The following is a 12,990-nucleotide window of genomic DNA, read 5'->3' as shown; positions in this document are numbered from 1 at the left end:
GCCACTATGACTTAACGGATACGTTCCACAGGCGGGCGGCGGCGGCCAGCCAGGGTTTATAGCCTACGATAACCTTGCGGTGCGCGATAATATCCAGCCCCGGATAGAAAATAATCAGCGGCACCTGTTCGATCATCATGCGGTGCAGCTGGTCGACGATATCCTGCCGCTGTTTGCTGTCGCTGACATAGGCCAGGCTGTCCACCAGTTTGTTGGCCTGGGGATCGTCCCAAACCTTGCGCGGCTGCTTGGCTTTATCGCCGTTGATTTGCTCAAACGCCAGCGCCGGTTCAAAGCGCGCCGAGAAGGTAAAGGTCATCATCTGGTAGCGGCCGGCCTGGTAGCGTTCAAGCTGGGTGGCCCATTCCATGGTGGTGATTTTGGCGTTGATGCCGGCGGCCTGCAGCATCGCCTGCACGATAACCGCCATATCGAAGCTGGGCACGGTGGAGCGTTTATTGGCGATGATTTCAATCGTCTCGCCTTTATATCCGGCTTCCTCTAGCAGCTGTTTGGTACGGGCGGGATCATATTTATAGCCCTGCTTTTCCACTTCTTTATAGTAACCGGAGGCCACGGAAATATTGGAATTGCTCGGCGTGGCCAGCCCCTCGCTGGTGCCCATGGCGATTTGTTCGGTATCCAGCGCCGCGGCGATCGCCTGGCGCAGCTTGAGGTTTTTCAGCAGCGGATCCGCCGTTTGGATAAGCAGCGCATGGCGCTGGGCGTTGGGCGCCACCGCGATGGCCACATTGGGGTCGGTTTTCAGGTCCGACGCGTCGATGGGGCTGACCTGGGCAACATCCACCGCACCGGAGCGCAGCCCCGCTTTCACCGTGGCGGCGTCCGGCACGGCCATAAACCGCACTTCGTCCACCAGCGCTTTCTTGCCGCCGACAAAACCATCCGGCGCGCCGGCGCGGGAGCTGTAGCCGTCAAAACGTTTCAGCGAAACGTATTCACCGTGCTTCCAGTTATCGAAGGTAAAAGGACCGGTGGCGATAGGCTTGATCCAGTTGCCCTGCCCGTCCACGGATTTGGGACTGACGACCGCCGCGGCGCCGCAGTCGGTGCGGGCCAGCGTATCGAGAAACAGCGCCACCGGCTGCGCCAGCGTCATCACCACCGTACTGTCGTCCGGCGCGCTTACCGACGTGACGTTGATCTGGCTGCTGCCGTCGAATTCCCGCAGGCAGCGCCACTGGGTTTTCGGATCGGTCCAGTGCTTCCAGCTCCACAGCACATCCTGCGCGCCCAGGGTATCGCCGTTGTGGAATTTGATATTTTTGCGCAGATGGAACACATATTTTTTGCCGCCGTCCTGCACCTCCCAGGTGTCGGCCAGCATCGGCCCGACGGTGCCGTCCTCCCGATAGCCCACCAGCCCTTCCACCACGTGCATCAGCACGTCGTCGGTATTGCCGTCGCGGTTCACGCCCGGCTGGCTGCTGCGGATGTCCTGGTTTAAGGCAAAACGGATGATGCTGTTGTCGGCCGCGCCGGCCCGGGCCGCCATCATTCCCGGCAGGAGCATAACGATACACGCGATTATCTGCTTCATAGTATCCTCAATGGGTCGTTGTTTCGTTCGGACGGCGGCTGTCAGGACAGGGCCAGGGAATATCGGGTAAATTCGCGGTTAATCGCCGGCAGCGGCGCCACCTCCATCGTGCCCGCGGTGGAGTCCATAACGATCATCGCCACGGTGGCCGACAAATCGCTTTGAAAACCGGGACGCGGCGGCCGGCATACCGAATACGGCGCGCCGAAGTCGTCAAAAAAGGCATTTTTCAAATCGTCTGCGCTGAGCTTGGGCTTAGCGCGCAGCAATTGATTCACCCGCCAGGCGCGGTACAGGGTATCGGGCGACGTGCCAATGCCCATTTCGCGGATTTTGCTTTTTGCCGCGTCGCTTTCCCAATGGTTGGCGTGCACCAGGATGCCGTCGGTGGGGTACAGGGTAAAAGACTCATCCGGCGCGCATTCAAAATCAATGGCGAACCCCTCGCGGGTGCTGAGCATCATATTGTTGGAGCAGGACTTCGGCGTGACCGCCACCACCCGCATCGCCAGCGCCATATGCTGCTGCTCCAGCACCTTGCGGCGGATCAGGGAAATCGGCACGCCTATCTGGCGGTAGTCGCGCTCGCAGCGCAGATAGTTGGCGGTGATGGCCAGGCCGGCCTGGTTTACGCCGCTGCGCGCCAGGCCGCCGGCCTCCACAAAGGTCAGGTAATCTGGGCCGTCGTCGCGGTGCACTTTCAGTACGATGGAACTGTCGGCGCATTCGGCGCGCCAGTCCCAATTCTGCCCGTGGATCAGCCGTCCGCTGGCGCTGCGCTGCGGCAAAATCACCGCGCCGCTGCAGCCGTCCTTGATAGTATCGTCATGGGCGTCGCGCTGCTCTTTCAGCAGCCGGGCCTTGGCGATCACCTCGGTGCGGGCGTTGATCATCACGATGCCTTCCAGCGGTACGCCCGCCCCGGTCGCGATGCCGGTCATTTCCGTCAGGTAGTCGGCATCGAAATCGCGGATGATGGCGCTGAAGGCGGTAATGAGTTCCTCGCGCTGAGCTTGGCTTAATCCCAGCTCGCGCAGCTGATCGCCGTAAAGGCCGACGCTCAGGCGGATGCGATCGCGGGCGATTTCGCCGTATTGCAACCCGCGTTCATGGGCGCTGCCGGATACGGTAACCAGCGGAAAGGGGGTAATCTGCGACATCGTGTCTCCTTAACGGGGGGGTGGCGCGCAACGGTGGCTGCGCAGCACGCGCAGGAAAAAATCCTTTACGGTATCCAGCACTTTCATGCCGTCATGGCCGACATTGGGCACGATGTCCTGGCGCGCATCGACGCCGTGCCCGAGCAGGCTCTGGTAAAGCGCGGTATTGCGCTCGATGCGGGTCGCGCCGGCGTCGTTACAGCCCGGCATATAATATTTGCCTCCCGGCCGGTGGGTAATTTCCCAGGTTTCCACATCGACCTTGCCCACCACCAGTTGCACCGGCACCTGCCGCAGGGCGGCATAATTCAGCGGTTTGCCGAACATCTGTTCAAAATTGCGCACGCCCACCCACCAGTCCTGGTGTTCATCCAGCAGGGTAACGGAGCCCGGCGCGCCGATGGAGACGCCCAGCAGGCGTTCGGGATGGATATACAGGAAGCGGTGCACAAAATGGCCGCCGCCGGAATACCCGAACAGTAAAAACCGGTCGAACGGCGTGCCGAGGGATGCGGCGACTTCATCCACCATCGACAGCAGTACCCGATCATAGCGGATGCCCTGCTCGATAATGTACTTAAAACCATGGGAGTTGCCGTCTTGCAACGGTCCCACCGGGAACAGCGGCGCCAGGATCACGCAGCGGTTATAGCGGCCGAATTCGGCGAAAGCGTCGCGGTAGGCGGTCATGCTGCGCCCGGTGCCGTGCATGACCACCGCCAGGCAATGTCCGGCGGGATCGGCGTCAAAATCGGGCGGAACATACATGCAATAGGCAAAACGGGGGTCCTGCCTGCTGGCGAAAATGGTGGTATGGCCGCGCTGATAAAGCGCGCGTCCGCGGGTTTCCGCCAGTTGGGTTTCGTCGAGGGCCATTTTTTTCCTGTTGAAATGACAGGGTGATGAGTGATTTTCATTCAAACATAAAACCAAAATTGGCGCCAATTTAATTGGATAAATATGCGCAAAAACTATCGCCCCCATCACATTTCCCGGTAATATAAAAGTATCCTCTGCGGCAATAACCCAGTAACACGATGATTTACGATAAGAAGCCGCGCGCCGTCCCGCCCATTTCTCCATAGGGTTTTATTATGGCGGCGGTATTTCAGGCGGCGCAAAACGCCTTATAATGCTTTGAATCGACGACCGCCAGGTTAATGAAGGACGCTAAACATGAAGCAAAAAAAGCCCGGCGCATCCGCCAATGTCGCCAACGATATCGCCAAGGATATTAATACCGGCGAATTCACCGCCGGCATGTGGCTGAAACAGGCCGAGCTGGAAGAACGCTATGGCTGCACCCGCGCCGATGTGCGCCGCGCCCTTGACCAACTGGTGATTGAACGGCTGGTGCAGCACGTGCCCAACAAGGGGTACCACGTCTACGCGCCCAATTTGCAGCAGCGCCGGAATATTTCGGCTATCCGCTGTATCCTGGAGTGCGCCGCCGCGCCGGATATTGTCGAGAATATCGGCGAACAGGGCATCGCGCGCCTGACGGACTGCGCGCAGGCGTTCGCCGACGCCACCTGGCACGGCACGTTGCTTGAGCAGTATGAGGCCAATATGGCTTTTCACCGGGCGCTGCTGGCGCCCTGCCTGAACCAGGATATGGTGGAGCTGATTTTCGATCTGCGCAGCCGGGTGCCCTCCGCCCCGCTGGGGCAATGGAGCTCCCATGCCCGGATAGAAAAATCGTCCGGCGAACATTTCGCCATGGTGGCGGCGATCCGCGATCGGGATGCGCCAAAGCTGGCGCGCCTGATTGCGCAACATATCCAGCAGTTGGAATCCAGCGGGGAATAAAGGAAAGCGGCGTCCTCATGTCAGGATTCGGATGATGGCGAGGAAAAAAGACCATCATCCGCTTGAGACGGCGCGGCGCGACAGGGTGCGGCGTCCCTCAGGCCAGCTGCATGGCCAGTTTTATCGCTATCGCCATGCTGTCGGCCTTGGCCTTGCCGGTCCAGGCAATATCAAACGCCGTGCCGTGATCGGCTGAGGTGCGGATGAACGGCAGGCCGGCGGTAATGTTGACACCGTCATAAAACCCTAGTAATTTCAACGGGATATGCCCCTGATCGTGGTACATCGCCACCACCATATCATAATGGCCTTCATAGGTTTGCAGAAAAACGGTATCGGGCGGGCACGCGCCGGTGACGTCCAGCCCTTTGTCGCGCATGGCGGCCACCGCGGGATTAACGACGGTAATTTCCTCGTCGCCGAACAGGCCGTGCTCACCCGCGTGCGGGTTGACGCCGGCTACCGCGATGCGCGGGTGGGGGAAACCGACCCGCCTGAGAAAGGTATCCGCCATTTGAATGACCGTTTCCACCCGCTCGCGGCTCAGCGTGTCGAGAAATTTACGCAGCGCGATATGCGTGGTGACATGAATCACCTTCAGCCGGTCGGTGTATAGCACCATGGCGTAATCCCGGCTCTGCGTCAGCTTGGCCAGCAATTCGGTATGGCCGGGGTAAATATGGCCGGCGGCATGCAGCGCCTCCTTGTTCAGCGGCGCGGTGGCGATGGCGTGGACCTCGCCGGCCAGCGCCAGTCCGGTGGCGTGTTTTACGCAGCGATAGGCCAGGTCGCCCGCCTGCGGCTGCACCTGGCCGGGAACCAATGCCGCGGGCTGTTGCAGCGGCTCATCGATGACATTGATAACCCCGGGCGCAAACCGCGCGTCGGCGGGACGGGCAATGATTTTCAATTCGGCGGGCGGTGTGATCCGCAGCGACAGGATACGGCGCAGGGTGGAAACACAGCCCACCACCACCACCGGCGCACCGGAAAATTCACCTTCAGCCAACGCTTTAATGATAATTTCCGGACCAATGCCCGCCGGATCTCCCATGGTTACCGCAATTGTCTTAGTCACGCGACATCTCCTCAATAAAGCGAATAACTTCTGATAGCGTGGTTTCACCGCCGAAACCGCCCGCTTTGGTCATTACCGGTATGTTTTGCGCCACGCCGCCCAGCAAGCGGCCGTAAGGGACGCAGGCGGCAATCTGTCCCCGGATGTGGAAGCCGGTCGCATCCAGCGCGGAGGCGACCGCGACGGCAACGTCGCCGCCGGTCAGATACAGCCCGCCGATGGGTTGGGCGTCGACCACCCGGCGCGTCAGGCGGCCGAGCGCCAGGCAGATATCCTCGCCCAACCGCTGGCGGCTGATGCCGTGTTGTCGACAGACCGCTTCGATATGCCGTCGCTGATCTTCATCCTGGCAGGTACGAACCACGCAGTGCCTGCCCGCGCGCAATGCCGCGCTCACGTCACCGACCCATTGATCGATCAAGCTCGCCGGGTTTGCGCTGAACAGACGCAGCACATCAATATCCACCAGCCTGACCGCCGCGTTATCCCGCGCGTGGTCGATTTGCCGCCGGGCCGCGGCGCTCATGGAGCCGATAACCGCCAGCAGGGGCGGCGCCGGCGCGAATGGCAGGCTGCGCGCCAACGGGTCAATCAAGCCCGCCGATCCCACCAGCAGCGGCTTGAACGGCAACTGCCGCAGCGCCGCGACGATACGTTGTAAATCGTCGTCCAGCAGGCTGTCGAGCACCACCAGCCGGCAACCCTGTTCCGCCAGGGCGGTAATCCGCATTGCCAGGGAAGCGTCGCGCACCGCCGCTACATCCAGCTCCGCCAGCGGCAGCGCGCTTTGCTCGTTGATCCGTCCGGCTATGGAGGAGGTGTCGACCGGCGTATTGGGATCGCTGGCAAATTCGGTATCGGTTAACCTGCGGCCGTTGACTTCGCAGTGGCCGTTGCGGATGCACCGGCCCATGGCGGGCGCGGCCGCGGCGATAATCGCCAGCGGCGCCTGCGCGCCGTTGAGGGCCGCCTCGATTTCGGCGCCCAGGTTGCCGCGCAGCGTGGAATCGATCTTTTTATACAGCCAGCCGTCCGGCGCGACGGCACGTAATTGCCCTACCGCCCTGCCCACCCTCCGCGCCGCCTCCCCGGCCGGCAGGGCACGGCTGTCGGTACTGATAACCCAGGCGTCGGCGCGACCGCCGTCGGTGATCGCGTCCGCGCCGCCGAACAGCACATTGACCCGGGCGCCGTGGCGGGTCAGCCCCACGCCCGCATCATTGGCCCCGGTAAAATCGTCGGCGATCACCCCTATCTGCGCGTTGTTTTGCCCGGCCGGCATAGACATTCCTTAGGTTATTATCGGTGGTCACGAGTTATAATGATTATATTTAATCATATTTGATTAACCGTGAGCAAGATCAAATTATCCAAACGGAGACTTAACGCTGATACATGCCACATGGCAGTAGTTTATGACATATTATGATTGAAATCGCGCATTGAGACTAACCGCGGTCAAACAACGCCGGATATCGTTGGCCAACAGCCGCCAACGCGTCGGCCGTGGCAGGTTGCATGCCTTATACGTCTGCCTGACCCGGCGTGGGCGGTACCGGGCCGCAGCTGGCGCGGTTTTCAAACCAGGTTGGCAAGAGAATATTTTCTTTTTCATGAGGATGCCGCAGCTGTCCCAGTAACAGCTCCGCGGCACGTTTGCCCAATAAGCCGTTATCGCGCATCACGGTGGCAATTGGCGGCGAAAACAGGCGGCCGATGGCGACATCGTCACAACACACCAGCGACAGATCGCGGCCGAGGACCAGGTTGCGCTGCCCCACCGCTTTCAGCGCACCCTCCAGTAATTGGTTACCGCCCAAAATCACCGCGGTCGGCGGGTGTGACAATGCCAGTAAGCGCGCCATAGCCCGCTCGCCGTGGGCGACCGACAGGATACCTGCCTCTATCATAAAATCAGGCGCCGCCTGGCATGCCTGATAGGCCTCCCGCACGGCACGGATACGCTCCCGGGTCGGGCGCACATCTCGTCCGACGATCAGGCCGATACGCCGGTGGCCCAACTGCAATAGCGCCCTGGCGGCGGCGCCTACGCCGGTAAAATGATCGGATAATACCGTATTGGCGTTGACATCATCCGGCAACGTACGGTCAATCACCACCATGGGAATGGTGCTTTTACGCAGCACGCTCAAGGTCGCTTCATCATTTTCCAGCGACGGCAGCAAAATCAGCCCGTCCACCTGGCGTTGTTGCAATACGTCAATATGTTCCGCATCCATTGCCGGCACCCCGCCAGAATTGGTCAGCAGCAGGGAAAACCCCGAGGCCGTCAGGACACTTTCCGCGCCGCTGACGATTGAGGCCAGCAACGGATTGGTGATATCCGAACAGACAAAACCGATAGATTTAGTTGAACGGCGACGCAGGCTTTGCGCCAGGACATTGGGGGTATAACGTAACTTCTCCGCCGCAGCCAGTACCCGTTCCGTCATTTCTTTACTGACGCCCGGTTGCCCTGACAGCACGCGGGAAACGGAGGCGATCCCCACGCCGGCCAGTTCAGCAACTTGACGGATTCCGGCCCGTTCATTGACCGGTGTCTCATTTTTTGAACTCATATACATCCTCGCGCCAAAGAAACTTGACAGTCTGTGGCAACCGCTTTTTAATCACTGGAAACGTTTCCGGAAACGTTTCCAAGCATCATATAACAACATATCGCCGATTATTTTAGGGTTATTACCACCGCCTCGCACGCTGGATGCGAAGGTAAGCATAACTCGTATGTGGTTTTTTATTCCAACGTTGGCCAAACCTGCACACCTACCTATAAGGGGCTCGTCGTGGAACAAGCAATCGCGCAAACGCCGGCAACCCGGCAAGTCATCCGTAATACCATTCTCAGCGCCATCATCGGCACGACGGTTGAATGGTATGATTATTATCTGTATGCCACCGCTGCGGCAACGTTATTCAATACCTTATTTTTCCCGTCTTTCGACCACTTGACCGGTACTATTCTGGCTTTTGCCAGCTTTAGCATCGGCTTTTTCGTCCGCCCGTTCGGCAGCGTGCTGTTTGGCTATCTCGGCGATCGCATCGGCCGTAAAAAAGTGCTGGTGATCACCTTACTCTTAATGGGAAGTTCAACCACCCTGATGGGGCTGTTGCCGACCTATGCCCAGGCGGGTATAGCGGCGCCTATCCTGCTGACCCTGCTTCGCGCCCTCCAGGGGCTTGGCTCAGGCGCTGAATATGCCGGCGCGGTATTGATCGTTGTTGAAAATGCGCCGGCTGAACGGCGCGGTCTTTATGGCGCGATGCCTTATATGGGAGTGGCCCTGGGCCTGTTGTTATCGCTGGCCACCTTCAACTTCTCTTCGCATTTATCTAAAGAAGCATTTGAGGTATGGGGATGGCGCATACCGTTTTTATTAAGCACCGTGGTCATTGCGTTTGGCGTTATTATACGCATGAAGTTAAAAGAGTCGCCCATCTTTGAAGAATTAAAACGCAAGAACGCCGTTATCAAAAACCCGGTGCGTGAAGTATTCAAAACGTCGAAACGCCAGCTGTTTTGCGCCTGGGGCGCTCGGTTAGGCGATAATTCCCTGGCGTATATCTACGAATCATTTGTCATTGTGTATGTCACCCAGCAATTACATATCGCCAGGGACGAAATTGTCACCGCGCTAATGTTCAGCACCGCCTTGCAATTCATTACCGTGCCCTTATTTGGCTGGGTCTCCGATAAAGTGGGGCGTAAGCCCGTTTACATGGGGGGCGCGATTCTTTCCGGCCTGGCGATTATTCCTTTTTTCCATCTGCTGCAAACCCGGGAGCTGGTATGGATTTACGCCGGCCTGTTTCTGGTCTCTTCCATTGCCAAGACCATGATGACCTCGGCGCAAAGTCCATGGCTGGCGGAGATGTTCCCTTCACGGGTGCGCTATACCGGTTTTTCGCTGGCGAGGGAAGTCACCTCGCCCATTTCCGGGGGGATAGCCCCCATCATCGCCCTCAGTTTATTAGCCGTGGGCGACGGGGATCCCAAACTGGTTTGCGCCTACGTCATCGTGCTGTCGGTCCTGACGGCCGTATCGGTATTTCTCGGGCCGGAAACCCGTGGTCGTGATTTACGTGATGTCGAGGCCGAAGGCGGCAAGCAGGCGCACGAGCACGGCGCCTATTCGTCACATCCAAACCGGTAAAAAAATTTCGCGATATAAACAGTCAGTGAGGAGCCTATGAAAATAACCCGAGTTGAGCCATTGCATATTGGTCAGTTCATGTTTGCCCGCGTGGAAACCGACAGCGGATTGGTTGGCTATGGCGAAGCCGGTGCCTGGGGCCATATTGAGGCCTCGGGCGCCGCTATCCAGCGTTTCGCTGAATATCTGGAGGGAAGATCAGCGTTTGATATCGAACACCACTGGAATGTGATGCATCGGTTCAGCTATTTCCAGGGACTGGCCATCAATGCGGCCATTTCGGCGATAGATATCGCGCTTTGGGATATTAAAGGCCAGGCCCTGAATGTGCCGATTTATCAATTATTGGGAGGACCGGTGCGCAAAAAAGCGCGGATATATGGCCATATTTATGAACAGACCATTGAGAAAATACTGGAAGAATGCCAGGCTAAAATGGATGCGGGATTTACGGCATTCGGTCATCTCAATCCTTTCCTGGATGAAGGTAATGACAAGGTTTATTTTAAAACCCATATCCGCAAAATGCGTGATGCCATCAATAACGTCAGGCGTATGCGGGAAGTGGTCGGCGATCGGGTCGATTTGTTGATTGAGTTGCACCGGCGCCTGACGCCGCCGGAAGCGGTGACCTTTACCCGCGGCATAGAAGAATATCATCCTATGTTTGTGGAAGACCCCATCCGGCCGGAAAATGCCGATGCCATGGCGCGGGTGGCGGATAAAATCCATGTTCCCATCGCCACCGGGGAGCGCTTTTCCACCCTCTATGAATTCCAGGCCCTGCTGAGCCGCAACGCGATGGAGTTCGCCCGCGTGGATTTGTGCCTGTGCGGTGGAATTACCGGCGGCAAAAAAGTCGCGGCGATGGCCGAAGCGCATCATGTCCAGGTGGTTCCCCATAATCCGCTCTCACCCATCGGCCTGGCCGCCTGTCTGCAATTGGCGGCCGCTATTCCTAATTTCGCCATTCAGGAATATGCCACCGGCTTTGAAGCGGGCATTTTCGCATCCCGCCCCGAGCATTTGGGGAGCAATATCGTGGATAAAGTTCCCCTGCCGCTGGACGGTTTTGTGGATATTCCCGACGGGCCAGGCCTGGGAATGAAATTACTGCCCGACGCGCAGCGTATCCGTCCGCCGTTAAGCAAACCCATTTCCATGCGCCCGCACCTGGATGGTTTTATTGTCGATCAATAACGGCCTGAAGGCGGAAGCGGCACCGCGTGCGTGGCTCGGCGCGTGGCGCACTACGCCGGCGGCCCTTAGCGGATATCCCGATATTCGGAGGTGGCGGGCTTATTGCGGATGGCCTCGGACATAAAGTTCAGGACGTAGCGTAGCGCCGTGGTGGCGAAGCCTTCCTCTTTCAGGCGGCGCGCCGACGTTTCCATCACCATATCCAGGTCAAACTGTACCCGCCCCTCGCCCGCCAGCCGACGGGCGATATTGGTGTCTTCGCCATAAAACGCGATAGACGTATCAAAGCCGCCGATACGCAGCAAGGCCCGTTTACTGGCGGCGAAATTACCGCCCACCGCCATATAGCCGGTGCACCAGTAAGTAGGTTTCGCCAGCGCCAGCCAGTAGAATTTCACCAGGACGCTTTTTATTCCCGGCAGGTCGAAATAACGGTATGGGCCGCTGATACAGACCAGATCGCCGCGCTGCGCATAGGCATGCAGCACTTTATCCAGCCAGCCGGACGGCATACGCGTGTCGGCGTCGATAAAGGCCAGAATATCGCCGCAGGCCGATTCCAGCCCTTTCTGGCGGGCGCGGGTGAGGCCTTTTATCGGTTCGTAGACGACGCGAACCCCACTGAAGCCGGCGGCGATGTCCGACGTCCGGTCGGTACTGGCGTTATTAACGACAATAATTTCGTACTCACCGGGATGTGCGTGCGCCGTCAGCTCCCGCAGGGCGTATTGCAGGCAGGTCGCAAGATACAACTCTTCGTTATACGCTGGGATTATTAAACTGAGTTTCATCATTACGCTCCTGAGATACGCGACATGCCCTCGGGTACTGCCAGACCGATCCGGGCATAAATCTCTTCCCAGCGGCTTGTCACGGTAGTGATGGAAAAATGCCTGGTTTGCCGCGCGGCATGCTCGCCCATTTTCTGGCGCAGCGCTTTCGCGCGCAGCAAGTGGGTCAGCCTGCGGGCAAAATCCTCAGGGTCCCCCGGCTGCGCCAGGAACCCCGATTGCGGGTCGATATATTCCGGCAGCGCGCGCCAGCGCGCCCCGACCACGGGCAGGCCCGCGCTCATTGCCTGGATCAATACCATGCTTTGTGTTTCAGACGTGCTGGCGATGGCAAAGATGTCCGCCGCGTGAAACACATCCGCCAGCGTGGCTTTATCCAGCGTGCCGGTAAACCTGACGCGATCGCCGACCCCCAGCGCCCGCGCCAGATGCTCCAGGCGATGGCGGGCGGAGCCGTGCCCCGCCAACACCAGCATCGCTTCGGGCACCTCCGCGGCGATAAGCGCCAGGGCGCGAATCAGCACATCGATTTTTTTTTCGTCCGCCAGACGGCCGGCATAGACAATGGTTGCGTCGCTGAAACCGTGCGCCCGTTTAAGCATGGCGCGGCGTTCGTCCGGGACCGGATGGAACTGGGCGGGATCCACCGGATTGGACAGCACGCAGTGGGGGCTGCGCAGGCCAAACGCGCGCATTTCGTCAATCACGGAATGGGAAGGACCGGTCACTAATGCGCAGTGGTTGTAATAGCGGTTGACCGCCCGCAGGCTGACGTTGCGGAAAAATTGCGCCGAAAACGGCGTATAGCCGGCAAACTCCCCGATGGCCCAGTGATTGGTGCCTACCAGCGGAATATCCAGTTGGCGCGCGGCGCTCAGCGCTTCCAGACCGGCGCCGAGAAAAGTATGGGTATGGATAATATCCGGCGCGAAAGACAACAACTGGCGCCAGCGCCGCCCGGTGGGCACCACCAGGCGGGATTGCCCGGTCGAACTGGGCACCGGCAGCGAAAACAGCCGGCGGACGGAAACATTTTTCCCCGCGTCGACTTCCCGTGCGGGTACGCCGGCCACGGCAAAGTCATGTCCGGTGGCGCGGGGCGCGAGAATCACCACCTGATGACCGCGTTTGCCCAATTCCCGGCATCCGGACAATACCGAATCCTGGATACCGCCCAGCTCCGGATAAAAACTGTCGGTAAATACAGCAATACGCATGG

General features: G+C 59.1%; 11 protein-coding genes. 3 read left to right on the top strand and 8 right to left on the bottom strand.

Annotation, left to right across the window (positions count from 1 at the left end):
• Window positions 1-4: 4 nt before the first annotated feature.
• From ACL2XG_RS02130 to ACL2XG_RS02120, 3 genes are read right to left on the bottom strand one after another with little or no spacing between them, the layout of a single operon-like run.
• Window positions 5-1,561 carry an ABC transporter substrate-binding protein gene (locus tag ACL2XG_RS02130; RefSeq protein WP_413722997.1) on the bottom strand — a complete coding sequence of 519 codons (1,557 nt, stop codon included), beginning with the start codon at window positions 1,559-1,561 and terminating at the stop codon, window positions 5-7.
• Window positions 1,562-1,602: 41 nt separating this feature from the next.
• The gene (locus ACL2XG_RS02125) at window positions 1,603-2,721 is read right to left on the bottom strand and encodes a C45 family autoproteolytic acyltransferase/hydolase (protein ID WP_410014759.1); all 1,119 of its coding nucleotides are present in this window, start codon (window positions 2,719-2,721) and stop codon (window positions 1,603-1,605) included.
• 9 nt (window positions 2,722-2,730) lie between these two features.
• A complete protein-coding gene (locus ACL2XG_RS02120; RefSeq protein WP_410014758.1) occupies window positions 2,731-3,597 on the bottom strand; it encodes an alpha/beta hydrolase in 867 nt (288 codons plus the stop codon).
• Window positions 3,598-3,897: 300 nt separating this feature from the next.
• Here ACL2XG_RS02120 and ACL2XG_RS02115 point away from each other — a divergent pair, with 300 nt between their 5' ends.
• Entirely contained in the window at window positions 3,898-4,530 is a 633-nt protein-coding gene (locus tag ACL2XG_RS02115; protein WP_410014757.1) for a GntR family transcriptional regulator, read from the top strand.
• Window positions 4,531-4,627: 97 nt separating this feature from the next.
• On the opposite strand, the gene ACL2XG_RS02110 is transcribed toward ACL2XG_RS02115, so the two are convergent.
• From ACL2XG_RS02110 to ACL2XG_RS02100, 3 genes are all read right to left on the bottom strand, one after another.
• Complete coding sequence (locus tag ACL2XG_RS02110) at window positions 4,628-5,608, bottom strand: D-threonate 4-phosphate dehydrogenase (protein ID WP_413722998.1); 981 nt, start codon at window positions 5,606-5,608, stop codon at window positions 4,628-4,630.
• On the bottom strand, window positions 5,601-6,890 hold the full coding sequence (gene dtnK, locus ACL2XG_RS02105) for a D-threonate kinase (RefSeq protein ID WP_413722999.1): 1,290 nt from the start codon (window positions 6,888-6,890) through the stop codon (window positions 5,601-5,603). Before dtnK ends, ACL2XG_RS02110 begins: the two co-directional genes overlap by 8 nt.
• A gap of 241 nt (window positions 6,891-7,131) precedes the next feature.
• Window positions 7,132-8,187: a LacI family DNA-binding transcriptional regulator gene (locus tag ACL2XG_RS02100; protein ID WP_413723000.1), complete on the bottom strand. Its 1,056-nt coding sequence runs from the start codon at window positions 8,185-8,187 to the stop codon at window positions 7,132-7,134.
• 225 nt (window positions 8,188-8,412) lie between these two features.
• On the opposite strand from ACL2XG_RS02100, the gene ACL2XG_RS02095 reads away from it, so the two are divergent.
• A complete protein-coding gene (locus ACL2XG_RS02095; protein WP_410014753.1) occupies window positions 8,413-9,780 on the top strand; it encodes an MFS transporter in 1,368 nt (455 codons plus the stop codon).
• Window positions 9,781-9,816: 36 nt separating this feature from the next.
• The gene (locus tag ACL2XG_RS02090; protein ID WP_410014752.1) at window positions 9,817-10,980 is read left to right on the top strand and encodes a mandelate racemase/muconate lactonizing enzyme family protein; all 1,164 of its coding nucleotides are present in this window, start codon (window positions 9,817-9,819) and stop codon (window positions 10,978-10,980) included.
• Between the two features lie 65 nt (window positions 10,981-11,045).
• Here the strand turns inward: ACL2XG_RS02090 and ACL2XG_RS02085 are convergent, their stop codons facing one another.
• Together ACL2XG_RS02085 and ACL2XG_RS02080 are read right to left on the bottom strand one after the other, a co-directional pair.
• Window positions 11,046-11,774, bottom strand: coding sequence for a glycosyltransferase family 2 protein (locus ACL2XG_RS02085; RefSeq protein ID WP_410014751.1), 729 nt, complete (start codon window positions 11,772-11,774; stop codon window positions 11,046-11,048).
• A complete protein-coding gene (locus ACL2XG_RS02080; protein ID WP_413723001.1) occupies window positions 11,774-12,988 on the bottom strand; it encodes a glycosyltransferase in 1,215 nt (404 codons plus the stop codon). Before ACL2XG_RS02080 ends, ACL2XG_RS02085 begins: the two co-directional genes overlap by 1 nt.
• Window positions 12,989-12,990 lie beyond the last annotated feature (2 nt).

The sequence above is a fragment of the Sodalis sp. RH24 genome (assembly GCF_047324145.1).
GTDB lineage: Bacteria > Pseudomonadota > Gammaproteobacteria > Enterobacterales > Enterobacteriaceae > Acerihabitans.
Note: the sequence above shows the minus strand (reverse complement) of the source record. Positions and strands in the feature narration are given on the sequence as shown.

Coding starts and splice junctions, on each gene's coding strand:
- ACL2XG_RS02130 (WP_413722997.1), bottom strand. CDS start 1,561: ATGAAGCAGATAATCGCGTGTATCGTTATGCTCCTGCCGGGAATGATG.
- ACL2XG_RS02125 (WP_410014759.1), bottom strand. CDS start 2,721: ATGTCGCAGATTACCCCCTTTCCGCTGGTTACCGTATCCGGCAGCGCC.
- ACL2XG_RS02120 (WP_410014758.1), bottom strand. CDS start 3,597: ATGGCCCTCGACGAAACCCAACTGGCGGAAACCCGCGGACGCGCGCTT.
- ACL2XG_RS02115 (WP_410014757.1), top strand. CDS start 3,898: ATGAAGCAAAAAAAGCCCGGCGCATCCGCCAATGTCGCCAACGATATC.
- dtnK (WP_413722999.1), bottom strand. CDS start 6,890: ATGCCGGCCGGGCAAAACAACGCGCAGATAGGGGTGATCGCCGACGAT.
- ACL2XG_RS02100 (WP_413723000.1), bottom strand. CDS start 8,187: ATGAGTTCAAAAAATGAGACACCGGTCAATGAACGGGCCGGAATCCGT.
- ACL2XG_RS02090 (WP_410014752.1), top strand. CDS start 9,817: ATGAAAATAACCCGAGTTGAGCCATTGCATATTGGTCAGTTCATGTTT.
- ACL2XG_RS02085 (WP_410014751.1), bottom strand. CDS start 11,774: ATGATGAAACTCAGTTTAATAATCCCAGCGTATAACGAAGAGTTGTAT.
- ACL2XG_RS02080 (WP_413723001.1), bottom strand. CDS start 12,988: ATGCGTATTGCTGTATTTACCGACAGTTTTTATCCGGAGCTGGGCGGT.